Genomic DNA, 22533 nt, shown 5'->3' with positions numbered 1-22533 from the left:
CTAGTCCTCCCCGCGCTCGCGGGGATGAGCCGCAAAGGAGCTAATCAATGAGTAAGGAACTCGAGTCCTCCCCGCGCTCGCGGGGATGAGCCCAAAACCCCCGCGCAAAATGCATCACATACCCCGTCCTCCCCGCGCTCGCGGGGATGAGCCCACACCCTGGGCGGCGTTGTGGTCAATGATGGTGTCCTCCCCGCGCTCGCGGGGATGAGCCCGATTCGAAGGGCTTCTCGTAGGTCGTGGTCGAGTCCTCCCCGCGCTCGCGGGGATGAGCCCAATGCGCCAACCACTGTGGAGTCACCGACTCCGTCCTCCCCGCGCTCGCGGGGATGAGCCCGTCACCGGAATTGACGCATACCCAACAGCAGAGTCCTCCCCGCGCCTGCGGGGATGAGCCCATCAACCCCGCCCCGAACTGGTACCAGGTGCGGTCCTCCCCGCGCCTGCGGGGATGAGCCGCCCTCGCCGGTATCGAGTGGGCGGGCCCAAATATCCTCCCCGCGCCTGCGGGGATGAGCCTCTGGTCTGATGGGCGGTAGGGCTTAAGTTTCCGTCTTCCCCGCGCCTGCGGGGATGAGCCCAGCACGGTTTGGATCGGGATGCCTGGCGTGCCGTGCACCCCGAGCGGGTGGGGGAGCCACATAGTGTGTTCTTTTCTGAGACATTGTGACGAGGTACGTCGCGGTTCTGGCTAATTGGCGCGATCAGAACCGTGAGACCTTTAGCGTTCCATGTGCTTGCGGGGTATGAGCTTGTTGAACCTCAACGCAATACGTTTTCAAGGGTGTTCCCCGTGCTGGTGCGGTCGCTTGCTCTTTTGGCAGTTATAGGATTCATACATTTTCTGCCGTAGCAAGCCATTTGTTGTGAGAATTCAGCCAGCACGCCTCATCGAAGGAGGGCCCCGCTGCCTAATTGGCCACGAGCGACCGACGGCCTCTCCTCGGATCGAATTCGTTTGTTGCAGGTCGACCCTGATCGATACTCCCGAGAATATCCGGCCATGACCCGGCCACCCCAACAAAAAGGGCGGGCCCTCACGAAAGTGAGGGCCCGTGACCTGTATTGTACGGGCGTTTTCCCGTTTCACTTGTCCCAGTATATGGCCTTTCCGTGTCATATCCAACGCGAACCACCGCTTCGCGACCCAACAAAAAAGTTCAGTTCTGCGCCCGGGAACCATTTTGGGTTTTAGGCCCACTCCCGTCGACTAACACTCTAGTTTCCCCAGGTGGCGACGCATGTCCATGAAGAAAGTTCCCGAGACTTGCAGGTCCGGGGAACAATTCTAGGGCGGACCAGACAACCAGACTGCCAGACCGGGGAAGCCGTCAAAAGTCAGCAGTCAGCAAACCAACCCCCCAACCAAAACAGCCCGCGCCGTACCGTAGTACCGCGCGGGCTGCCCTACCATGGGCCCCACCAGGCCCTTTAGGTTCGGGCCCCACCAGACCCGAAAGGAGGTCGTCACGCTGTTGCTGTCATCAGAGGCTAGAGAGACTAGCAATGTGACAGGCAATGGTGACTGACCGCGTTCCATGGTACCCGGTTGGCGCGGTGGGGGCGAAGTGGGCGTCGGAAAGCGAAAAGCGGGGCGCAAGCAAAAACGCAATTCTGTTCACAAAATCTCGAGCAAACTCATCATCACTACCTGTCCCCCTCCAAAAACGACGCCTACAATCAAACTTTCCACGTCCACAATCAGAAAAGGACCGTTCATGGACCTTCTAAGGCTCCTCAGCAGGCACGCGCGCCCGTACCGCGGCGCGATGCTCGCGGTGGTGTTGCTGCAGGCAATCACGACTGCGGCGACGCTCTACCTGCCCAGCCTGAACGCAAAAATTATCGACGAAGGCGTCTCCCAAGGTGACGTCCCCTTCATCTGGCGTACCGGCGGCGTGATGCTTGCTGTGGCGTTTGTACAGGTGATCGCGGCGTGTGCGGCCGTCTGGTTCGGGTCGAGGGCCGCGATGGGCACGGGCCGCGATATCCGCGAGGAAGTGTTTGGTCGGGTGTCGCGGTTCTCGGCGGAGGATATGTCGCACTTCGGCTCGGCGACGCTGATTACGCGCGGGACGAATGACGTGCAGCAGGTCCAGCAGGTGTTCTTGATGTTCTTGAACTTTATGGTGGCGGTGCCGATCATGATGGTCGGCGGCGTGGTCATGGCGGTTCGGGAGGATCCGGGGATGAGCTGGCTGGTCGCCGTCTCCGTAGTCGTGTTGGCGGTGGTTGTGGCGGCGCTGATCGGCCTCCTTCTTCCGTTGTTCCGCTCGATGCAGTCGAAGATTGACCATATTAATGGCGTGCTCCGCGAGCAGATCGCGGGCGTGCGCGTGGTCCGCGCGTTTACGCGGGAGGAGTTCGAGTCCGAGCGTTTCGACGCCGCCAACGCCGACCTCACGCGGTTGAGTCTGCGGATCGGCAATTTGTTTGTGATGATGTTCCCGGTGATCATGCTCATCCTGAACTTGGCGACGGCGGCGGTCCTCTGGTTCGGCGGCCACCGTGTGGACGCGGGTGAGGTGCAGGTCGGGTCGTTGACGGCGTTCCTGCAGTACCTCCTACAAATCCTCGCCGCGGTGATGATGGGCGCGTTCATGGCGATGATGCTCCCGCGTGCCCTGGTGTGCGCCACCCGTATCACGGAGGTGCTGAAGCACGAGCCGTCGCTGACCGAACCGCTTGTCGACGCCCCCTCCGACCCCGACGCCCTGACAAACAGCACCGTCACCTTCGAGGACGTGACCTTCACGTACCCGGGCGCGGAGGAACCGGTGCTGGACGGCATCTCCTTCGAAGCCAACCCTGGCGAAACGACCGCGATTATCGGCTCGACGGGTTCGGGTAAGTCGACGTTGTTGGGGTTGATTCCGCGCCTCTACGCGCCGACGGGCGGTCGGGTGCTGCTTGGTGGTCGGGATGTGGCGTCGTTACGCCGTGGGCAGCTGGTGGATGCGGTGGCGATGGTGCCGCAGAAACCGTATTTGTTCTCGGGGACGGTGGCGTCGAATTTGCGTGTGGCCAGCCAGGATGCGACGGATGAGCAGCTGTGGCGGGCGCTCGAGATTGCGCAGGCCACCTTCGTGGATGACCTCGAGATGCCGATTTCGCAGGGCGGCACGAACGTGTCCGGCGGGCAGCGCGAGCGCCTGTGCATTGCGCGCGCGATCGTGGAGCAGCGTGGCGTCCTCCTCTTCGACGACTCTTTCTCCGCCCTCGACATGACCACGGACGCGCGGCTGCGCAAGGCGCTGGCCGAGCACGTCGCCGACGCGACAGTGATCGTGGTGGCGCAGCGTGTCAGCTCGATTCAGAACGCGGACCAGATCCTGGTCCTCGACGCCGGCCGTATCGTTGCCCGCGGCACCCACGATGAGCTGCTGCAGTCCTCGCCGACGTATCAGGAAATTGTCCGGTCCCAGCAGACTGTGGAGGCAAAATAATGGCCAACAACCAAGCCAAAGACCACGTCGAGTTGACCGACGAGGAAATCCAGAAGCTCGAGGGCTCCATGGACGGCCACTTCGGCGGCGCCCCGCGCTCCGCGAAGAACTTCTGGCCGTCCGCGAAGCGGCTGGTCGGTCTGCTGGCCCCGCACAAAGCGATGTTTGCCCTGGTGGTGGCGCTGGTGTGCGTATCCGTCGGGCTGAATGTGTACGCCCCGCGCGTGATGGGCCACGCCATGGACGTCATCTTTTCGGGCGCGATCGGCGCCCACTTGCCCGCCGGCGCGACCCAGGAGCAGGTGATTGAGGGGTTGCGCGCGGGCGGCCAGGACACCTTCGCGGACATGCTGTCCGGGATGGATGCGACCCCTGGTGTGGGCGTCGATTTCTCGCGCCTCGGCACGCTGATCCTGGCGGTGTTGGCGCTCTACCTCGGCGCCAGCCTGCTGATGTGGCTGCAGGGTTTCCTGCTCAACCGCATGGTCATGCGCGAGATTTACCGCCTGCGCGCCCAGGTGGAGGCGAAGCTGAACCGGGTGCCGCTGAGCTACTTCGACCGCGGCCAGCGCGGCGATATCCTGTCGCGTACCACGAACGACGTCGATAATGTGCAGCAGACGTTGCAGGAGGCGCTGTCGCAGGCGTTGCAGTCGGTGTTGATGGTGCTGGGCATCATGGCGATGATGTTTACGGTGTCGTGGCAGCTCACCCTGCTTGCCCTCGTCTCGATTCCGCTCACGGGCCTGGTGGTTGGGGTGATCGGCAAGCGGTCGCAGCGTCACTTCAAGCAGCAGTGGCGCGCAACGGGCCAGCTCAACGGGCACATCGAGGAGTCGTTCTCGGGCCACGAGGTGATCACGCTCTTCGGCCGCCAGGACGCCTCCCAAGAAATTTTCGACGCCCGCAATCACGACCTCTACACCGCCTCCGCCTCCGCGCAGTTCCTCTCCGGGCTCATGATGCCGATCATGCAGTTCATCTCCTACCTGTCCTACGTCCTCATCGCGGTTTTCGGCGGTCTGAAGGTCGCCAACGGTTCGCTCACGCTCGGCGCGGCGACGGCGTTCATCCAGTACTCGCGTCAGTTCAACCAGCCGCTCGGGGAGCTCGGCGGTATGGCTCAGATGGTGCAAAGCGGCGTCGCGTCCGCCGAGCGCGTCTTCGAGTTCCTCGACGCCCCCGAGGAACCCCGCGAGTCACACACCAGCCCGAAGCGCGCCTCCGGGCACGTCCAATTTATCGACGTCCACTTCTCCTACACCGACACTCCCCTCATCCAGGACCTCAACCTGGAGGTGCAGCCGGGCCAGAAGGTCGCCATCGTCGGGCCGACCGGCGCCGGCAAAACCACCCTGGTCAACCTGTTGATGCGCTTCTACGACATCGACTCGGGTCAGATTCTCCTTGATGGCGTCGATACGCAGTCGATGTCGCGCCAGGACTTGCGCAGCCAGGTCGGCATGGTGCTTCAGGACGCCACCCTCTTCGAAGGCACCATCCTGGAAAACATCCGCTACGGCCGCCTCGACGCCACCGATGAGGACGTCATCGCCGCCGCCAAAGCCACCCTTGTCGACCGCTTCGTGCACACCCTCCCCGACGGCTACCACACCGTCATCGACCAGGACGGCGGCGCCCTCTCCGCCGGCGAACGCCAGCTGATCACCATCGCGCGCGCCTTCGTGTCGAAGCCGTCCCTGCTCATCCTCGATGAAGCCACCTCCAGCGTGGACACCCGCACCGAGCTGATGGTGCAGCACGCCATGGCCGCCCTCCAAGCCGACCGCACCAGCTTCGTCATCGCCCACCGACTCTCCACCATCCGCGACGCCGACCTCATCCTGGTCATGCAGGACGGCCACATCGTCGAGCAGGGCGACCACGCCTCCCTCCTTGCCCGCCGCGGCGCCTACTGGGAGCTCAACCAGGCCGGCTTCTCCGAGGATTAAGCCCCTCGGTGGGTCCGCTGAGGCCCCTCGGAGGCCCCGCGCGCACCACATTCCCTCCCTGTCCCCCGCCGACCTGGGCTTTTCCAAACCCGGCTGCCGAAACCCCAGGAATCTGGTGCGCGTGTCCCCCGCGGAGACACCACATTCCCGTTTTCCGCCAGACCCCCTCGGCGTTTCCCCAGGTCGTCAACTCCACGAGAGGGAATTTGGTGCACTCCCCCTCACCCCAGTGCCAAAGGACGCAACCCCCTTTTCACGACCTGGGCCTTTACCCCCTCTCCCAACAGGAATTGCGTCCTTTGGCACTGGCACCCCCACCCCGAACACAATTTCGCCTCATACGCCTGCCGTGTCGGTCCCGTTCGTATCCTGATACTTGCAACCCCCAATGACCCCCAGCAACCACCAGAGAAAGGAACCCATCATGGATCAGTCATTACGCGCGCGGGCCCGCGGCGCTATGTACGGCCAGATCATTGGCGATAACCTCGGCGCGATCGTCGAGTTCTCTTCCCCCGCGCAGATTCGCTCCCGGTTCCCGGATGGCGTTCGCGAACTCACTGGTGGCGGCCCGTTCAATGTCGCGCCGGGCCAGGCCACCGACGATTCCGAGCTGGCGCTGGCGCTTGCCCGCAGCATGGTGCGCTGCGGCGGGTACGAAGAAAAGGACGTGTTCGAGTCGTATGTGCGGTGGGCGGCGTCGTTCCCGCCGGATATCGGTAATACGTGTGCGGCTGCGCTTCGGCCACCGTTTGCGCCGAACTCAGCTAGCAAGTCGAATGGTGCGTTGATGCGGGTCAGCCCGATCGCCATCGCGTACGCGCACGACCCGCAGCTCGCCGGCGACCACGCCCGCACCGACGCCCGCCTCACTCACCCCAACGAGTACCCGGTGGCCATCAACGGTATGTATTGTGAGGCGCTCGCCCGCACGATCAGTGGTGAGGATCCTCGTGAGGCGCTGCTCGCGGCGGCTGGGGATGAGGCGTCGACAATTAGGGAGTTCATGCAGTACCTTCCCGTGGATGTTTATAGCCATCGCATGGGGTACGTGCAGTTCGCTTGGAATATTGTGTGCTATTTCGTCGCGAACGGTACCTCTTTCGAGGAGGACCTCGTCGCGATTGTCGGGATGGGCGGCGACACGGACACAAACGCCGCGATCGCCGGCGCGTTCTTGGGCGCGGTGTACGGGGAGGAGGGGATTCCTCGCAGGTGGCGCCACATTATCGACGCCTACTCCACCCACAAAGCGAACCGCCCCGAGGAGTTCTCCGTCGAGGGCGCCCTCGACCTGGTGGACGCCCTCCTCTCCTAGCCGCGCACCACATTCCCGTTTTTTGAGAGGGCGCCTCCGCGTTTCCCCAGGTCGTCAACTCCACGAGGGGGAATCTGGTGCACTCCCCCTCACCCCAGTGCCAAAGGACGCATCCCCCTTTTCACGACCTGGGCTTTTACCCCCTCCCCCCAACAGGAATTGCGTCCTTTGGCACTGGAGTCCTCAGCAACTATTCGTCCGGGTTCCGGATCTCCACGTAGTCGGGGTCGTGCCAGTCGACGTTGACGTTGTCCTTGGTGTCCAACCCCTGGTCGGCGAGTTCGGGCACCTTGGCGAAGATGTTGCGGCGGGCGCGGCCGGCGCGCAGTTGGCGTTCGACTCGTTGGGCGAGGACGGTGAGTCCCCAGTTGATGAGGATCATGATGATGGCCACGACGGCCAGCGAGGCGAGGAAGTTCTGGTTGGCGGATGCGCTTTGGATGCCGGAGCGGACCACTTCGACGTAGCCGATTTGGTAGCCGAGTGCGGAGTCCTTGAGCGCGATGATCATTTGGGCGATCAGGGCTGGCAGCATGGCTGCGATGGCTTGGGGTAGCAGGATGGTCCGCATGGTTTGCGGGTAGGTCAAGCCGAGTGCTTCGGCGGCTTCGGTTTGGCCTTTGGGGAGGCTTTTGATGCCGGAGCGGAGGATTTCGGCGATGACGGACCCGTTGTACATGGTGAGCCCGAAGACGACGGCTGCGAACGCCAGGTGCTTTGGTGGGGCGAGGTGGTAGATGGCGAAGAGTTGGTAGGCGAAGATCATGAGGAGGAGCACTGGGATGGCTCGGAAGATCTCGACGATGACGCCGCACACCCAGCGCAAAGCCTTATTCCGGGAGAGCCTGCCTAGGCCGAGGAGGATGCCGACGGCCAGCGCGAGCAGGATGGATGCCACTGCTGCTTTGAGGGTGCCCATGAGGCCGGGGAGGATGTAGGTGGTCCAGGTTTGGGAGTTGAGGAACGGGGTCCATTTCCCGGCGGCTAGTTGTCCGTTGGCCTGCAGTTTCCAGAAGACCCATGCGGCAATGCCGAGGCAGACGGCGAGGCTGATGCCGGTGAGGATGCGGTTGGTGCGGCGGCCGTTGGGGCCGGGGACGTCGTAAAGTACTGTTGCGCGGACGCTCATTATTTTTTCACCGCCATGCGTTCGGAGAGGGCGCCAAGGGCGAGGCCGGTTGGCAGGGTGAGGATGATGAAGCCGAGTGCGAAGATCCCGAAGATGGGGAAGAGCATGTTGGCGTGGTTTTCGATGGTGGATTTCATCAGGAGGGATGCTTCGGCGACACCGATTGCGGATGCGATGGTGGTGTTTTTCGTCAGCGCGATGAGCGTGTTGCCGAGTGGCACGATGGCTGCGCGGACGGCTTGGGGGAAGATGATGTTGCTGAATGTTTGGCCGAAGCTGAGGCCGAGGGATCGGGCGGCTTCGGCTTGCCCGAAGTGGACGGTGTTGATGCCGGAGCGCAGCGATTCCGCGACGAACGCCGAGGTGTAGATGATGAATCCGAGCACGGCGAGGCGGAAGTTGTTGTCTACCAGGAACGTCGCGGACTCTTTATCGGCGAGGGTGATGCCGAGGTTTTGGTAGAGCCCGAAGGAGCAGAAGATGATGATGAGGGTCAGCGGTGTGTTGCGCACGACGTTGATGTAGAACGTCGACATCGCGCGCAGCACGGGGATGGGTGCGACTCGCATCGCGGTGAGGATCGTGCCCACGATCATGGAGCCGATTGCTGAGTAGATGGTGAGCTTGATGGTCAGCCAGAAGGCTGCCCAGAGCTGCGGGCCCAGGTCGGACCAGAGTGTGGACATGATGTTCCTGCCTTAGGGGGTCTTACTGTTCGATGAAGGAGAGGTCGCCAGGGGTGCCGGCGTCGACTGCGTCGTCGCCGCCAAGGTTCTTATCGACGAGGGCGTCGAACTCTCCGGACGTTTGCAGTTCCTTGAGTGCGTTGTTGATGGCGTCGGTGCCTGCGGTGTCGCCCTTTGCCAGGCCGATGCCGTAGTACTCGTCGGTGAATGGCTTGCCGTCCTTGGTCATTTCGACGACCTTGAAGTCGCCTGGGGTTTGGGCGGAGTAGCCGAGCAGGATGGTGGCGTCGGTGGTCATGGCGTCGATGTTGCCTTGGCGGAGTGCTTCAACGCAGGAGGAGTAGGTGTCGTACTCCTGGAGCTGCACGCCTGGCAAGGCGTCCTTGACTTTCTGGGCTGGGGTGGAGCCGGTGACGGAGCAGAGGATCTTGCCGTCGAGGTCTTCGAGGCCCTTGATGTCGGTGTTGTCGTTGCTGACGAGGAGCGCCTGGTGGGTGACCAGGTATGGCCCGCCGAAGTTGACGGATTCGGAGCGGCCCTTGTTGATGGAGTAGGTCGCCGCGATGGCGCCTACCTCGCCGTTCTGGATGAGGGTTTCGCGCTGTGCGGATGGACTTTCGCGCCAGGTGATGGTCGGTTCTGCCCAGCCGTTCGCCTTCGCGATGTGGTTGACCACGTAGGTCGCCACGTCGACGTCGAGGCCGGACATGGTGCCGTCCGGGTTGCGCAGGCCGAGGCCCGGCTGGTCGTACTTGGTGCCCAGGGTGACCTGGCCGGATTCGATCTGGCCGAGGAGGTCGGTGCCTTCGCCGGCACCGCCGCCACAGGCGACGAGGGTTGCGGCAGCAGCGGAGAGCGCGGCGGTGAGTGCGGCGTAACGGATGTTCATGGTGTTGTCCTTTCGGTTAGTGGGCCAGGATTTTGGCCAGGAAGTCTTTCGCCCTGTCGGTCTTCGGGTTGGTGAAGAACTCTTCGGGTGTGGCGTCTTCGATGATCGCGCCGTCTGCCATGAAGATGATGCGGTCGGCGACGCGCCGGGCGAAGCCCATTTCGTGTGTGACCACGAGCATCGTCATCCCCTCGTTGGCGAGGTTGGCCATGACATCAAGCACTTCATTGACCATTTCGGGGTCGAGGGCGGAGGTGGGCTCGTCGAAAAGCATGACTTTGGGTGACATGGCGAGCGCCCGCGCAATCGCGACGCGCTGCTGCTGCCCACCCGACAGTTGCGCCGGGTACTTGTCCGCCTGATTCGCGATGCCCACGCGGTCCAGCAGCTCAATCGCCCGCTTCTCGACGTCCCCCTTCCCCTGCTTCCGCACCTTCAACGGACCAAGCGTCACGTTGTCCTTGATGGTCAGGTGCGGGAACAAGTTGAAGGACTGGAACACCATCCCGACGTCCGCCCGCAACTTCGCAAGGGCCTTGCCCTCCTCTGGCAGCGGGACTCCGTCGATGGTGATGGTGCCTTCGTCAATCGTTTCGAGCCTGTTGATCGTGCGGCACAGCGTCGACTTCCCCGACCCCGACGGCCCGAGCACCACCACTACCTGGCCTTTCGGCACAGTAAGGTTGATGTCTCGGAGCGCGTGGTAGTCGCCGAAGTGCTTCTGTACGCCCGCTAGGTCAATCATGGCTTCACTGGAGCTATTGCCCGACCCACTCTGGGCAGTGAATGTGCTTTGTGTCATAACGGGCACGTTAGTGGCCTGTCCCACACTTTGTATAGTGCTTGCGCGCTTTTCGCCCGAAAGTTCACCCCCACTACGTGTACTTCCCCGGCCCGCGCGCCTACTTCCCTTCCGGTTCGCAGCCGACCTGGGCTTTTGATCTCACCCCCACGAGGAATTGCGTCCTTTGGCACTCGCTCCCCTGTCGCGCGCACCACATTCCCTCCCGTACCCCCGCCGACCTAGGCTTTTCCAAACCTGGCCGCCGAAAAACCAGGAATCTGGTGCGCGTGTCCCCCGCCCAGACACCACATTCCCGTTTTCCCGCCAGACCCCCTCGGCGTTTCCCCAGGTCGCCAACTCCACGAGGGGGAATTTGGTGCACTCCCCCTCACCCCAGTGCCAAAGCACGCAACCCCCTTTTCACGACCTAGGCTTTTGCCCTCACCCCCACCAGGAATTGCGTCCTTTGGCACTGGCACCCCCGATGGGACGCCACATTCCCTCCCGCGCCCTAACTGACCTGGTCTTTTCCAAACCCGCCTGCGAAAATCCTGGAATTTGGTGCGCGCCCCCTAGGCTTCTAGCCCAAGCGCATAAAAAATGGGCGACCCACATGGGTCGCCCACATCTATCGGTGAGATGCTTCTTAGAAAGGAAGCGCGTCGCGCACTGCTGGTGGCAGCATCGGTGCAACCTGTGGCAGGGCCACTGCGATCAGGGCGATCAGCGCGAGAACGGAGCCACCAGCTACGGCACCGATGCCATAGTTGTTCAGCTTGCCGTCAATGGAGCTGAGGGTGGACTCGATCTTGGAGCTGGATGGGGAGAGGTCCTTGCCAGCTGCGCAAGCGCGAAGTGCTGGGGCGGTGGCGTTCAGGGTGGCGAGCTTTGCGTCGATCTCCTTGAACTTCTTGTCGGCGTCTTCCTGCTTGATCTTCTTGTCCTTGAGCTGTGCCTCGACCTCAGCGCGCTCCTTGACCAGTTTGGCCGAAGCCTCGATGTCCTTCTTCAGCTGTGCGTCAGCCTCAGCCTTGGTGAATTCCTTCGTTTCGGCCTTGTCGCCTTCCTTGGCAACCGGGTAGGTGATCTTGCACTTGGTCTCCTGTGGCTGGTTGTCAGCTGCCTGTGCTGGAGCGGCCAGGCCACCAGCGATGACTGCCGAAGCAACTGCGGCGGTGATGATCTTCTTCATGTTGAACCTCCTTTCAGGGGTAAGAAATAAGGGGCTTTAGGTGAACTACCTAGCTCGAAAATATATTGAATCCCCACTATTCGGGAAACAGTTTTTCGATAAATGTTTGGAGTTCATCCCCTAAATACCCCCGAAATAGGTGCGCCTAGAACGGCAGCTTCGGCGCCAATGTTGGGAATACCACGGTCACGAGTGCGGCCGCGCCGAGCGCTACTGCGAGGAAGATCCCGGCGAGTGGGCCAGCGACGCTGAGCCAATCGCGCATCTCTGCTGGGCTCACATCTTTAATGCTACTTCCTTCGCTGTTGCCGATTGACCCGGTCTGCTTTGGTGCAGTTTGCTTTGGCCGTGGGCTTGTGGTCTTAACTGTCCATTTCCCGTGATTTTCGCGCTGAGAGCAGGCTTTCAGGGCAGGCTCGAAAGCGCGAAGGAACTTGAGCTGGGAGTTGAGCTGTTTAAGTTGTTGTTCGTCGGCTGTGCCGTTGGTGGTGGCGTCGAGAAGTTCTGAGCGCTGCTTGGTGAGCGCGGTGATCTCCTGATCGAGGAGCGCCAGCTTTTCGGATGCTTCTTGTGGCGTTACCAGCGCGAATGCCTCGCGTAACCCATCCTCCGAAAGTGCTTTCTTGGGTGCGATGGTGCTTGCTTTGAGGCTGGGAAGCTCGTCGTCGAACAGGGTGAACGCGCAGGTACCGTTCTGGTACTTAACGTTGGCGGCGTTTGCCGGTGTGGCGGTGGTAGCCAGCATGGCTACTGCGGTTACGGAAGCAACGATTCGCTTCATGTGGTGTCCTTTACTGTCGGGGAACCTGATGGTTCAGGTTCTTCAAGAGTTTGACGCTGCGTCGCGCGCTTTGGTTCCATCGCGTCTTTGACTCGGTAGGCGTGGGTTAGTATTTCGGTATGCTTACCCACTTTGAAGTTGATGGGTTTAAGAACCTGCGCAACCTAGCTATCGACCTCGGCCCTTACACGTGTGTCGCCGGGGCGAATGCGATTGGTAAATCTAATCTTTTCGACGCCCTCCAGTTCCTAGCGCTCACTGGGTCGCAGACGTTGAATGAGGCTGCCATCAAGATCCGGGGCAATGGGGGCGATGTTCGCGATATTTTCGCGCCGGGTGGCAAGATGTCGTTTGCTGCGGAGATGATTACGGAGAAGGAGTTTGAGGATTCCTTCGGCAAGTCGATTACTGCTGATCAGACGTATCTCCGGTATGAGGTTGATTTTGAGCTGCGGGACGTGACTGTTGGCAACAATAGGAACGTTTCCAGCATTGTTGTCACCCGTGAGGAGCTAAAACCGCTTACGAAGGCGGATGCTCGAGAGAAGCTGGGTTGGGCAAAGAAAAGCTTTGTTGAGTCTGCGATCGTGGGCGGACGTCGAAAAGCGTTTATTGAGACGAGTGAGCAGGAACGACAAATCCATGTGCGGCATGGAAGTCAGGGAAGGCCGTCGTTGGTGTCGCTGAGCGGGGATGCGCCGGCCCGTACTGCGCTGTCGGTGTATGGGCAGCAGGACCAGTATCCGGTGATTATGGCGGCGCGCCGGGAGCTGGATGCGTGGATGTACCTTTCCCTTGAGCCGAGCGCCATGCGCGCGCCGAGCGAGGCGTTGGCTCCCGACTTTATTAGTGCGAAAGGCGGGAACCTGCCGAAGACGTTGGATCGTCTTGTGGGGCAGTCGCCGGATCATGATGTGCTTGCGGAGCTTGCTGACATCGTCGGAGATCTTGTCGATGTACGCAGCGTTACGGTGGACTTTGACGAGGCACGCCAGGTGTTTACGCTGCAGGCGCAGGTCGGTAATGGCGGTGTGGTGTCTGCCCGTTCTCTTTCCGACGGGACGTTGAGGTTCCTAGTCCTGGGGACGATCCTGCTGGACTCAGAGGGCAGTCGCCTGATCTGCTTCGAAGAGCCCGAGAACGGCATTCACCCGTTAAAGATCCAGGCGATGTATTGGCTGTTGCACGATTTGAGCGTGGACCCTGAGGAAGCAATTGGGGCGGAGAATCCGCTTCGTCAGGTCATCGTGAATACCCATTCACCAGCATTTTTAGCGCTGCACAAAGACAATTTCGATGAGCTACTGCTGGGGTCGAAGGATCCGATAAATGGCTCGCTGGTCCTCACCCCGGTGGTGGCGGAGGGGAGCTGGAGGAAGTCGAAGGTGAAGGCTTCGGCTGCGAACGTTGAGGAGCTTCTTCGCGAGTCGTTCCCGGAGCTCAGCTTCCGTGAGCTCTTTGTGGCAGACGATGAGGGGGATCGATGAGTAGTCCACTGTACTGTTTGCTCGTTCGCGAGGGCACCAGCGACGATGGCTTGATGAGCCCGCTCAAGGCGCTCCTCATCGATCTCGGATTCGGGGCTGACTCCCAAATTGTTGCTCAGCCTTTCGCGGGGTCGAAGCGCACGGCTGATGTCCTTCAGCTCATCGTGGATCAGGGCCAAACGCCTGACATTGTTTTTGTCCATCGGGATGCAGACAATGACGGCTATGAGCGCCGTGCGCTTGAAGTCCACCAGGCGTCCGAAGAGGTCAGCCCGGAGTTCGCGGTTGTTCCCGTTGTGCCGGTGAAAATGACTGAGGCGTGGGTGCTCCACGCACTGCACAGTCCGCAGTATCAGGCACAGCTGGGGATCAACATTCCTGCGAAGGATCTGCCAGCCAGGAAAACTATCCCGAATATTGCGGCGAAGGATCGGCTAAAACAGCTTCACGACGCCCACTTCGCCACCCGCGGGCGCCGAAAGCGAAAGCACGATTCCCGCTTCACGACGGACCGGTCCCGTTGGGTGGAGGCACTTACCGATGTGAGCTTTTTGGAGGGGTGCGAGTCCTTCGAGCGCTTGCGCGACGAGATCCTCAGCGCACAAACAGGCCTCTAGCCTCACTCACTCCCTCCCGATGGGACACCACATTCCCTCCCGTACCCCCGCCGACCTGGGCTTTTCCAAACCCGGCCGCCGAAAAACCAGGAATTTGGTGCGCGTGTCCCCCGCCCAGACACCACATTCCCGTTTTCGCAAGACCCCCTCGGCGTTTCCCCAGGTCGCCACATCTCGGCAAGGGAATTTGGTGCGCTCCCCCTCACCCCCAAAAAACTAGATCTCGAACCCCTGCCGCCGCGCGACATCGAGGGACCCGTCCTGCGGCATGGCGTGCGTCGGCAACCCTGCGCGGACTTGGCGGAAGAAGTTGTCTGACCTGCGATTTTTGTCGCGGAGGTCGTAGTAGGTGGTCATCTCCTTGTCATATGAAGCCAGCGCCTCCTCCCAGCTCGCGGGGGCCTGGTAGGTGTTTTCCATGACGCGAAGCCGCGCCGGGATGCGTGGTTTGAGTTGTGGGTCTTGGGCGGGCCACCCCAGGGTCAGCCCGACGACCGGGAAGGTAAAGCGTGGCAGTTCCAGCAGGTCAACGACGGCTTGGAGGTCGTTGTGGATGTTGCCGAGGTAGTTGGCTCCCATCCCGAGTGATTCCGCCGCGTTGACTACGTTTTGGGCCATGAGGCAGGCGTCGGTAAATCCTTCGACGAAGGGGCGGGTGTGCCCGGCGGCTGAGGGGTCCTCCAAGAGTGCGGCGTTGCGCGCGGTGTCCACGATGAACAGCAGGTAGACGGGCGCGCGCCCGACGTATTCCTGCTGCCCGATCTCGGCCAACCGCCGTTGAAGATCGCGGTCGGTGACGTGGATGATGCTGGCTTGCTGCAGGCCGCGCGAGCTCGCTGTGCGCATCGCGACTTCGAAGAGCTGGTCCAGCACCTCCTTATCGACGCCCCTCCGCTCAAATTCGCGGATCGTCCTGTGTTGTAGCTGGTGTTCGATGGTGTGGTTCATGCCCACACGCTACTTGAAATCGGCTACCCGAGCTCCTCCCGCAGCACATCGCGCACGATTTCGGCGACGTGCTGCGCCTGGGTGCCGGTGCCCTGCTCGACTTGGGTGCGGCAGGAGAAGCCGTCGGCGACGACGGGCCCGTCGTGTTCCCTCACGCGCGGGAACAGTTCGCGTTCGCCCAGTTCGAGGGACATTTCGGCGTGACCGTCTTCGAAGCCCCAGTTGCCGGCGAGGCCGCAGCACCCGGTTTGGATCTGTTCCTCGTCGTAGCCGAGCGCCGCCAGGATCAGGGAGGACTGCTGTGGGTCGCCGAGTGATTTCTCGTGGCAGTGGACCTGGGTGAGGATGCTGCCGCTGTGCTTGCGCACTTTGCCTTCGTCGACGAGCTCCTGGAGTTTCGGCGCCACGATTTCGGCGAAGGTGTGGGTGGCTTCGGCGAGTTCGCGTACGGCGGGGTCGGCGGTTTGGGTGGTGGCGTCGTGTTGCAGCATGACGGTGCACGACGGTTCCAGCGCGACAACCTGCAGCCCTTGGTCGAGGTACGGCTTGAGCACATGCGCGGAGTGTTCGAGCACGCGCCGCGTCATCGCGAGTTGGCCGGTGGAGTGCCAGGTCAGGCCGCAGCAGACGAAGCCGTCGGGGATGATGACCTCGTAGCCGAGCATCTCCAGCGTTTCGACGGCCGCTCGCGCCGGGCCGGTGTTGAGTTTGTTGTTGAAGCTGTCTGGCCACAGCACAATCCGCTCACGCGAAGCTCCCGAACCAGCAGCCCCCGAACGCTTCTGCGCCCACTTCTGCAGCGACTCGGGTGCGAAGCTGATGAGCGGCCGCCCGGTGTCGACGCCGCCGAGTTTCGCGACGGCCGTCGATACGCCGGGGGCGTGGAGGGCCCAGTTGGTGATGCGTGGCACGAGCGGGAGTTTGTGGGCGATGTGGCTGAGGATTGGCAGCCAGCCCATGAGGTAGTGGACGCGTGGGCGGACGCGTCCGACGTAGTGGTCGTTGAGGAACTCTGCTTTGTAGGTGGCCATATCAACGTTGACGGGGCACTCGGATGCGCACGCTTTGCAGGAGAGGCACAGGTCGAGGGCGGTGGTGGCGTCGTCACCTGTGATGGTTTCGCCGCGGAAGAGTTCGGAGAGGATGCGGGCGCGGCCGCGGGTGGAGTGGATTTCGTCGTGGGTGATTTGGAAGGAGGGGCACATGGAGCCGTCCATGGAGCGGCAGGCGGAGACGCCGACGCAGCGGTTGACGGCGTCGGTGAAGCTGCCGTTGTCGCGCGGGAAGAGTTGGACGGGTGTGATTTCGTGGGTGCGTTGGGCGGGTTCCATGCGCAGTCCGTCGGTGACGGCGTCGGCCCAGACGAGGACGCCGGGGTTCATGATGCGTTGCGGGTCGAAGAGCAGTTTGAACTCTTCGAAGATGGCGCGCATTTCGGGGCTGTACATGGTGTGCAGCAGGGATGAGCGTGCGCGGCCGTCGCCGTGTTCGCCGGACAGGGACCCGCCATGCTCGGTGACGAGTGTGGCGGCGTCGTTCATGAAGTTGTTGAAGTTGGTGATGCCCTCTGTTGAGTGGAAGTCAAAACTGATGCGGACGTGGACGCAGCCTTCGCCGAAGTGGCCGAATGGGATCCCGCGGTAGCCGTAGGTGTCCATGAGGGCGTAGAGTCCGCGCAGGTAGCTGGGCAGGTTTTCGGGTGGTACGGCGGAGTCTTCCCAGTTGGGCCAGGCTTCGCCGCCGTCGGGGAGGCGGGTGACGGTGCCTGCGGAGGCTTCGCGGATGCGCCACAGTGCGCGGGCTTCGGCGTGGTCGCTGACCACGACGGCCCCGGTGTGTTCGACGGTGGTGGTGAGTGCTTCGGCGGCGGCGATGGCTTCTTCGAGGGTGTCGCCTTCGGTTTCGCAGTAGAGCCAGCCGCCGGCGTGGGGTTGGCCGGGGAGGTTCTCGCCGGCGTGTTCTTGCCCGTTTTTGCTGCGTAGCGCGTCGAGGAGGTCGCCGCCCATGCCTTCGATGGTGGCCACACCGGGTTGGCGCAGTTTGGGGGCGGCGTCGGCGGCGGCGAAGACGTCCGCGAAGGACAGCACGGCCAGTGCGGTGTACTTCGGCTTATCGACGAGCCTCACGGTCATCCGCGTAATCACCCCGAGGGTGCCTTCGGACCCTGCGATGGCTTTGGCCATGTCGGTGCCCAGGTAGTGCAGTCCGTACCCGGAGACTTGGCGGGGGAAGCGCCCGAGTTCCCGCTGGATGATCTCTTGGTTTCGGGTGTAGAGGTCGGAGAGGGCGTCGTGAAGCGTGGGGTCGTCGCAGCCGTCGGCGCTGAAGGTGACTTCCCTGCCGTCGGCGAGTGCGAGCGTGATGTCGACGAGGTTGTCGGCGGAGGTGCCGTAGGCGACCGAGTGGGAGCCGCAGGCGTTGTTGGCCACCATGCCGCCGATGGTGCAGCGGGAGTGGGTGGAGGGGTCGGGGCCGTAGGTGAGGCCGTGGGGCGCGGCGGCGTCGCGGAGTTGGTCGCAGATGACGCCGGGTTCCACGGTGGCCGTTTTGGCCTCGGGGTCGATGTTGAGGATGCGGTTGAAGTAGCGGGAGGTGTCGATGACCAGGCCGTCGCCGATGGCGTTGCCCGCCACGGAGGATCCACCACCACGCCCTACGATGGACCAGCCGCGTTCGCGTGCGTAGGCGATGCCGTCGAGCACGTCTTGTGCACTGCTGGGTTCGAGTACTGCCGCCGGGACGCGTCGGAAGAGTGATGCGTCAGAGGAGTAGGCGGCCCGGGTTGGCATGTCTTTGCGGAGCTTGGCCCGGATTGCGTGTGGCGTGGTGTTCATGCGTGTCCTCTATTATTCTGCGCTGTTTTCGTCCCGAGCATCGTCGCGGTGCTCGTGGAACTGCACTTCTTTGTCGCGTTTGCGTTGTTCGCGTTGTGCTCGGAGCGCTTCTGGGCGGTAGCCGAGCACGAATGCGGATACTGCACAAAGTGTAGCTGCGCCGAAGACCCATGGCGCGAGCGCCGCTTTGGCGCCGGTGATGGTGTCGCCGCTGCCGGTGACAAGGCCGACTGCCTGCACGCCGACGAGTGCGAGCCCGCCGAGGAGGAACGCGGCGAGGAAGACGTAGAACAGGAAATAGAAGAGCTTGAAGATTGGGTTCATGGGTTTACGCTCCTGGTACGTAGACGGGGACCATGCCCATGCCGACGAGCCACGCCAGCAGGATCATCGGCAGGACAAAGTAGATGATGAGCGGGATGAACATCTTGGTCGGGTTGGCTTCCGCCATCGCGGCCGAGAGGTAGATCGGCGCGCCCACGGGTGGCGACGCCCCCTCCGTCGAGGTGCACAGCAGGGTGACGACGATCGCCACCGTCGGGTCGATGCCCACCGCGGTGAGCGCCGCGACTGCCGGGGCACCGATGGCGGCTGCCGTCGCAGTGGAAGACAGTGGGGTTGCCACGACGACGGCGAGCACGCCGACGACGAGGATCATGACCCACTTCGGCAGGTCCATTGCCCCGAGCGTGTTGGAGAGCTGGTCGCCCACGCCGAGTTCCTCCATGATGGATGCGGCCGCGAGCGCTGCGAACAGCGAGATGCCGACGGTTGCGAAGCTCGGCAGGTCGCGGACGATCTGTGCCCTGAACTGGGCGTTGTTGCGGCGGATGCGGCCTGCACCCTCGATGAGGGCGATGAGCGTGATCAGCACCGGCACCCACACGATGATGGAGATGGCCTTGATGCCGTCCTCGCCGACGCCGGTGGAGTTTTTGAACCAGTTGGCCAGCGGGCCGATGGTGAGCAGCACCGGGATGATGATGCCGAGGAAGATCGACGGCGAGCGCCACCCCTGCGCCCACGCCTGCCCGAACGGCACGATCTGGTCCTTCGGGGTCTTGGGGATGCGGTCCTTCTTGGTCCAGAAGAACACGACCGCCAGGCGGTAGAGCACCGCATACGCACCGGCGCAGGCCAGCGCGACGTACACCTGACTTGCCGACGACGCCGCAGCCGCCGGCATCGCCAGAATGATGAACATGGTGGAGTTCGGCGGCAGCGCCACGCCCAGGCCGGAGTTACCTGCGACAAGGGTCGCTGCCCTGTTGGAGGAGAAGCCGGTCTGCTTCATCCACGGGATGGTCACGGAGCCGACTGTGGCGGAGTTGCCAGCGGTCGATCCCGCGATGAGGCCCATCATCGCCGAGGCCAGGGTGGACACGTAGCCCGCCCCGCCGCGCAGCCGGCCGAAGATCGAGTTCAGGATGGTAATCAGCCTGTCAATCAAGCCCGTCGACTGCACAATGATCCCCATGAACACGAACGCCATACCGGCGAACGTGACCTCCGAGGAGACGGCCTTTTTAATTCCCAGCCATAGCAGCTCTGGCGCCCTCGTTCCGCCGACGAGCGCCACGCCGACCAGGCCGATCAGCAGCGCTTCTGCAATATTGCGCTTTAGCAAAACATTGAACACAACCGTGATCGCGATGAACACTATCAACGCAACGATGCCCATGTTCACTCCCTTCAACTCCAATTAGTGACGCGGCACACATTACGCGCTGCATGTTGCTGTAGCTACAAAATCCAACTAATTATCGACGCCACCCCTCCCCCACCAACGCAAAAACCCGGGCGGGTGCGTTGCTGCACCCGCCCGGGTTTGACCCCCAGTAGCGGTTATTTTTACTTCGCCGGCACGTTCACTTCTGCCAGGTCGGTGCCGTCCGGGTTATCGATGCTGACTTCCCACTGCAGTACGCCGTTGTCTTCGTCGAGTTCGGCGGAGTCGAGGATGCCGTCGTGCTGGTTCAGCGCATCCTTGATGGCGTCCTCGATCGCGACGGTGGCCTGTCCGGCCTTGGCTACGTCCTCAGCGTCCTGCTCGGACTCCTTTTCCATCACGTGGTTGCCGTCGACAAGCAGTTCAACGATCTTGTCCTCTGCCGCGACCTTGACCTCGAAGGCGTTGGTGTTGTCCTCGCGGTCGATGGAGATGACGGTGCCGAATGGGCGCGCGGCCTCGATTGCCTCGTACGCGGCGTCGTTGGTGGCCTCGCCCGCGCTTTCCGACGCCGCAGCCGTGGTCGTCGTCGCCACCGTGGTCTCCGGAGCCTCCGTCACGGTCTTCGTTGCTGGCGCCTCAGTGCCGCCGTTCGAGCAGCCAGCGAGCAGTGCCGCCGCGGCCAAGACTGTCAGTGTGCGTTTCATGATTGCTCCTTCGTTCGGGTTCAGAAAGCCCCCACACTACCTGTTTTGGAGGTAGAGTGTCGCACAACAAAGGTTCACAAACGCGGAGGAAATTCACCATGACCGATGTGGAAAAGATTGAGCGCGACACGCTTCTACCTGCATATTTCGGAGAGTTCGGCGGGCAGTACGTGCCCGAGCCGCTCTACCCGGTGCTCGATCAGCTGGAGCGCGCCTTCGTGGAAGCACGCGAGGATAAGGAGTTTCTCGACGAGCTCTCGCGCCTCCAAGCGAAGTTCCTCGGCCGGCCGACCCCGGTCTACGAATGCGCCAACCTGCCGAGGGTTGGGTCGTCGAAAATTTTCCTGAAGCGTGAGGACCTCGCGCACGGCGGCGCCCACAAGGGCAACCAGGTGCTGGCGCAGGCGCTGATCGCGAAGCGGCTGGGCAAGAACCGTCTCATCGCGGAGACCGGCGCCGGCCAGCACGGCACCGCCACCGCGATGGTCGCAGCACTCATGGGCATGGAGTGCACGATCTACATGGGCGCGCAGGACGTGGCCCGCCAGCAGCCGAACGTGCGCCGCATGCGCCTGATGGGCGCGACCGTCGTCCCCGTCACCAACGACACCGGCGGCTCCATGTCCAACGCCATCGACATCGCCCTGCAGGACTGGGTCGAGCACATCGACTCCACCCACTACGTCCTCGGCTCCGCCTGCGGCCCCCACCCATTCCCGACCCTGGTCAAGGAGTTCCAGTCCGTCATCTCCCGCGAGTCCCGCCAGCAGATGCTCGAGGACACCGGCCGACTTCCCGACGCCGTCATCGCCGCCGTCGGCGGCGGCTCCAACGCAATCGGCGCCTTCGCCGAATACCTCAAGGACGAGCCCGGCAACGCCGACGTCAAACTCATCGGCGTCGAACCCGCCGGCGAAGGCCTGGACACCGACCGCCACGGCGCACCGCTCAACCACGGCAAGCTGGGCATCCTGCACGGCTCCCGCTCCTACATCGTCACAGGTCAGGACGGCGAAGTCCTCCCAGAGTCCTTCTCCGTCTCCGCCGGCCTGGACTACCCGGGCGTCGGCCCCGAGCACGCCTACCTCCGCGAGATCGGCCGCGCCCAATACGTCGCCGTCACCGACGAAGACGCCCTCCAAGCCTTCCGCCTGCTCTCCCGCTACGAAGGCATCATCCCCGCCCTCGAGTCCTCCCACGCCCTGGCCTACGCCCTGAAGCTCGCCGAAGTCGCCGACGCCGACGGCCACGAGCTCAACCTGCTGGTCAACCTGTCCGGCCGCGGCGACAAGGACCTCGACTACGTCTACAACATCCTCGGCGACCAACTCTTCGAGGATCCCGAGCAGGCCCCCATCGGCGACCTCCACATCAGCGAAGTCCTCGCCTCCATGACGAGCTCCTCCAACGAGCGCGAGGCCGGCCACACCGTCGCCCACTAGTTTTGGGTTGCTTGCTGTGACGTTTGGGCCCCTTCGCTCCTAGCGTGGGGCCCTTTTCTTTACTTTTGGTGTGCCTGTGTGCTGCCTGTGCGGGGCCTGTGCACCACTTTCGCTTTTGGCGTTGCGACGACCTGGGCTTTTCCGCCCGCCCCCTCCCGAAATCCTGGAATTTGGTGCACACTCCCTCACGGCAGTGCCAAAGGACGCAATTCCATCTGCCAGATCCGGCAAAAGCCCAGGTCGTGAAAAAGGGGTTACGTCCTTTGGCACTCACCCTGCCCGCGAAGACACCACATTCCTTCCCGCCCAACCTGCGACCTGGTCTTTTGCCCAGGCGCCCTCCCGAAATCCTGGAATCTGGTGCACACTCCCTCCAGCTCGACACCAGATTCCCTCTTGGCGTTGCGGCGAACTGGGCTTTTATCAAGGCGCCCTCCTAAACCCTGGAATTTGGTGCGCGCCTCCTCGCAGCAGTGCCAAAGGACGCAATTCCATCTGCCAGATCCGGCAAAAGCCCAGGTCGCGAAAAAGGGGTTGCGTCCTTTGGCACTCACTCGGTTGGAGGGACACCACATTCCTTCCCGCCCAACCTGCGACCTGGGCTTTTGTCAAGGCGCTTTCCCAAAATCCTGGAATCTGGTGCGCACAAGCC

General features: G+C 62.7%; 17 protein-coding genes and 1 CRISPR repeat array (1 of these 18 only partly in view). Of the genes, 6 read left to right on the top strand and 11 right to left on the bottom strand.

Annotated features, from left to right (window positions below; all coding sequences use genetic code 11):
• Positions 1-581: a CRISPR direct-repeat array (repeat unit 29 nt; unit sequence GTCCTCCCCGCGCTCGCGGGGATGAGCCC); it reaches 912 nt to the left of the window's first position.
• 1137 nt (positions 582-1718) lie between these two features.
• From KBP54_RS10935 to KBP54_RS10925, 3 genes are all read left to right on the top strand, one after another.
• A complete protein-coding gene (locus KBP54_RS10935) occupies positions 1719-3446 on the top strand; it encodes an ABC transporter ATP-binding protein (RefSeq protein WP_256005776.1) in 1728 nt (575 codons plus the stop codon).
• The gene (locus tag KBP54_RS10930) at positions 3446-5398 is read left to right on the top strand and encodes an ABC transporter ATP-binding protein (RefSeq protein WP_270049408.1); all 1953 of its coding nucleotides are present in this window, start codon (positions 3446-3448) and stop codon (positions 5396-5398) included. The genes KBP54_RS10935 and KBP54_RS10930 overlap by 1 nt, the downstream gene beginning before the upstream one ends.
• Positions 5399-5822: 424 nt before the next feature.
• A complete protein-coding gene (locus KBP54_RS10925; RefSeq protein WP_256005774.1) occupies positions 5823-6716 on the top strand; it encodes an ADP-ribosylglycohydrolase family protein in 894 nt (297 codons plus the stop codon).
• Between the two features lie 190 nt (positions 6717-6906).
• Here the strand turns inward: KBP54_RS10925 and KBP54_RS10920 are convergent, their stop codons facing one another.
• The 6 genes from KBP54_RS10920 to KBP54_RS10895 form a co-directional block, all read right to left on the bottom strand.
• Entirely contained in the window at positions 6907-7845 is a 939-nt protein-coding gene (locus KBP54_RS10920) for an amino acid ABC transporter permease (protein WP_256005772.1), read from the bottom strand.
• Positions 7845-8531 (bottom strand): glutamate ABC transporter permease GluC, encoded by a 687-nt coding sequence (gene gluC, locus KBP54_RS10915; RefSeq protein ID WP_256005771.1) that lies wholly within the window; start codon positions 8529-8531, stop codon positions 7845-7847. Before gluC ends, KBP54_RS10920 begins: the two co-directional genes overlap by 1 nt.
• 22 nt (positions 8532-8553) lie before the next feature.
• Positions 8554-9420, bottom strand: coding sequence for a glutamate ABC transporter substrate-binding protein (locus tag KBP54_RS10910; RefSeq protein WP_070361657.1), 867 nt, complete (start codon positions 9418-9420; stop codon positions 8554-8556).
• A 16-nt stretch (positions 9421-9436) separates the two neighbouring features.
• Positions 9437-10165, bottom strand: coding sequence for a glutamate ABC transporter ATP-binding protein GluA (gene gluA, locus KBP54_RS10905; protein ID WP_070361658.1), 729 nt, complete (start codon positions 10163-10165; stop codon positions 9437-9439).
• Between the two features lie 685 nt (positions 10166-10850).
• Positions 10851-11396 (bottom strand): hypothetical protein, encoded by a 546-nt coding sequence (locus KBP54_RS10900; protein ID WP_070361659.1) that lies wholly within the window; start codon positions 11394-11396, stop codon positions 10851-10853.
• Between the two features lie 145 nt (positions 11397-11541).
• Positions 11542-12177, bottom strand: coding sequence for a hypothetical protein (locus KBP54_RS10895; protein ID WP_256005769.1), 636 nt, complete (start codon positions 12175-12177; stop codon positions 11542-11544).
• A gap of 119 nt (positions 12178-12296) precedes the next feature.
• Here KBP54_RS10895 and KBP54_RS10890 point away from each other — a divergent pair, with 119 nt between their 5' ends.
• Together KBP54_RS10890 and KBP54_RS10885 are read left to right on the top strand one after the other, a co-directional pair.
• A complete protein-coding gene (locus KBP54_RS10890) occupies positions 12297-13664 on the top strand; it encodes an AAA family ATPase (protein WP_256005767.1) in 1368 nt (455 codons plus the stop codon).
• On the top strand, positions 13661-14281 hold the full coding sequence (locus tag KBP54_RS10885; RefSeq protein WP_256005766.1) for a hypothetical protein: 621 nt from the start codon (positions 13661-13663) through the stop codon (positions 14279-14281). The genes KBP54_RS10890 and KBP54_RS10885 overlap by 4 nt, the downstream gene beginning before the upstream one ends.
• A gap of 216 nt (positions 14282-14497) precedes the next feature.
• On the opposite strand, the gene KBP54_RS10880 is transcribed toward KBP54_RS10885, so the two are convergent.
• The 5 genes from KBP54_RS10880 to KBP54_RS10860 form a co-directional block, all read right to left on the bottom strand.
• Positions 14498-15229 carry a nitroreductase family protein gene (locus tag KBP54_RS10880; RefSeq protein ID WP_256005764.1) on the bottom strand — a complete coding sequence of 244 codons (732 nt, stop codon included), beginning with the start codon at positions 15227-15229 and terminating at the stop codon, positions 14498-14500.
• Positions 15230-15252: 23 nt separating this feature from the next.
• Positions 15253-18063: an FAD-binding and (Fe-S)-binding domain-containing protein gene (locus KBP54_RS10875; protein ID WP_256005763.1), complete on the bottom strand. Its 2811-nt coding sequence runs from the start codon at positions 18061-18063 to the stop codon at positions 15253-15255.
• 12 nt (positions 18064-18075) lie between these two features.
• A complete protein-coding gene (locus KBP54_RS10870) occupies positions 18076-18387 on the bottom strand; it encodes a hypothetical protein (RefSeq protein WP_256005761.1) in 312 nt (103 codons plus the stop codon).
• A 4-nt stretch (positions 18388-18391) separates the two neighbouring features.
• Entirely contained in the window at positions 18392-19744 is a 1353-nt protein-coding gene (locus KBP54_RS10865) for a TRAP transporter large permease subunit (protein WP_256005759.1), read from the bottom strand.
• 170 nt (positions 19745-19914) lie between these two features.
• The gene (locus tag KBP54_RS10860) at positions 19915-20439 is read right to left on the bottom strand and encodes a PepSY domain-containing protein (protein WP_083290905.1); all 525 of its coding nucleotides are present in this window, start codon (positions 20437-20439) and stop codon (positions 19915-19917) included.
• Positions 20440-20537: 98 nt separating this feature from the next.
• Between KBP54_RS10860 and trpB the strand changes: the two genes are divergently transcribed.
• The gene (gene trpB / locus KBP54_RS10855) at positions 20538-21881 is read left to right on the top strand and encodes a tryptophan synthase subunit beta (RefSeq protein ID WP_256005757.1); all 1344 of its coding nucleotides are present in this window, start codon (positions 20538-20540) and stop codon (positions 21879-21881) included.
• Positions 21882-22533: the final 652 nt, after the last annotated feature.

Source organism: Corynebacterium pseudogenitalium, assembly GCF_024453815.1.
Lineage (GTDB): Bacteria > Actinomycetota > Actinomycetes > Mycobacteriales > Mycobacteriaceae > Corynebacterium > Corynebacterium pseudogenitalium.
Note: the sequence above shows the minus strand (reverse complement) of the source record. Positions and strands in the feature narration are given on the sequence as shown.

Coding starts and splice junctions, on each gene's coding strand:
- KBP54_RS10920 (WP_256005772.1), bottom strand. CDS start 7,845: ATGAGCGTCCGCGCAACAGTACTTTACGACGTCCCCGGCCCCAACGGC.
- KBP54_RS10880 (WP_256005764.1), bottom strand. CDS start 15,229: ATGAACCACACCATCGAACACCAGCTACAACACAGGACGATCCGCGAA.
- KBP54_RS10930 (WP_270049408.1), top strand. CDS start 3,446: ATGGCCAACAACCAAGCCAAAGACCACGTCGAGTTGACCGACGAGGAA.
- KBP54_RS10870 (WP_256005761.1), bottom strand. CDS start 18,387: ATGAACCCAATCTTCAAGCTCTTCTATTTCCTGTTCTACGTCTTCCTC.
- KBP54_RS10900 (WP_070361659.1), bottom strand. CDS start 11,396: ATGAAGAAGATCATCACCGCCGCAGTTGCTTCGGCAGTCATCGCTGGT.
- trpB (WP_256005757.1), top strand. CDS start 20,538: ATGACCGATGTGGAAAAGATTGAGCGCGACACGCTTCTACCTGCATAT.
- KBP54_RS10860 (WP_083290905.1), bottom strand. CDS start 20,439: ATGAAACGCACACTGACAGTCTTGGCCGCGGCGGCACTGCTCGCTGGC.
- KBP54_RS10925 (WP_256005774.1), top strand. CDS start 5,823: ATGGATCAGTCATTACGCGCGCGGGCCCGCGGCGCTATGTACGGCCAG.
- KBP54_RS10890 (WP_256005767.1), top strand. CDS start 12,297: ATGCTTACCCACTTTGAAGTTGATGGGTTTAAGAACCTGCGCAACCTA.
- KBP54_RS10885 (WP_256005766.1), top strand. CDS start 13,661: ATGAGTAGTCCACTGTACTGTTTGCTCGTTCGCGAGGGCACCAGCGAC.
- KBP54_RS10895 (WP_256005769.1), bottom strand. CDS start 12,177: ATGAAGCGAATCGTTGCTTCCGTAACCGCAGTAGCCATGCTGGCTACC.
- KBP54_RS10875 (WP_256005763.1), bottom strand. CDS start 18,063: ATGAACACCACGCCACACGCAATCCGGGCCAAGCTCCGCAAAGACATG.
- gluC (WP_256005771.1), bottom strand. CDS start 8,531: ATGTCCACACTCTGGTCCGACCTGGGCCCGCAGCTCTGGGCAGCCTTC.
- gluA (WP_070361658.1), bottom strand. CDS start 10,165: ATGATTGACCTAGCGGGCGTACAGAAGCACTTCGGCGACTACCACGCG.
- KBP54_RS10935 (WP_256005776.1), top strand. CDS start 1,719: ATGGACCTTCTAAGGCTCCTCAGCAGGCACGCGCGCCCGTACCGCGGC.
- KBP54_RS10910 (WP_070361657.1), bottom strand. CDS start 9,420: ATGAACATCCGTTACGCCGCACTCACCGCCGCGCTCTCCGCTGCTGCC.
- KBP54_RS10865 (WP_256005759.1), bottom strand. CDS start 19,744: ATGGGCATCGTTGCGTTGATAGTGTTCATCGCGATCACGGTTGTGTTC.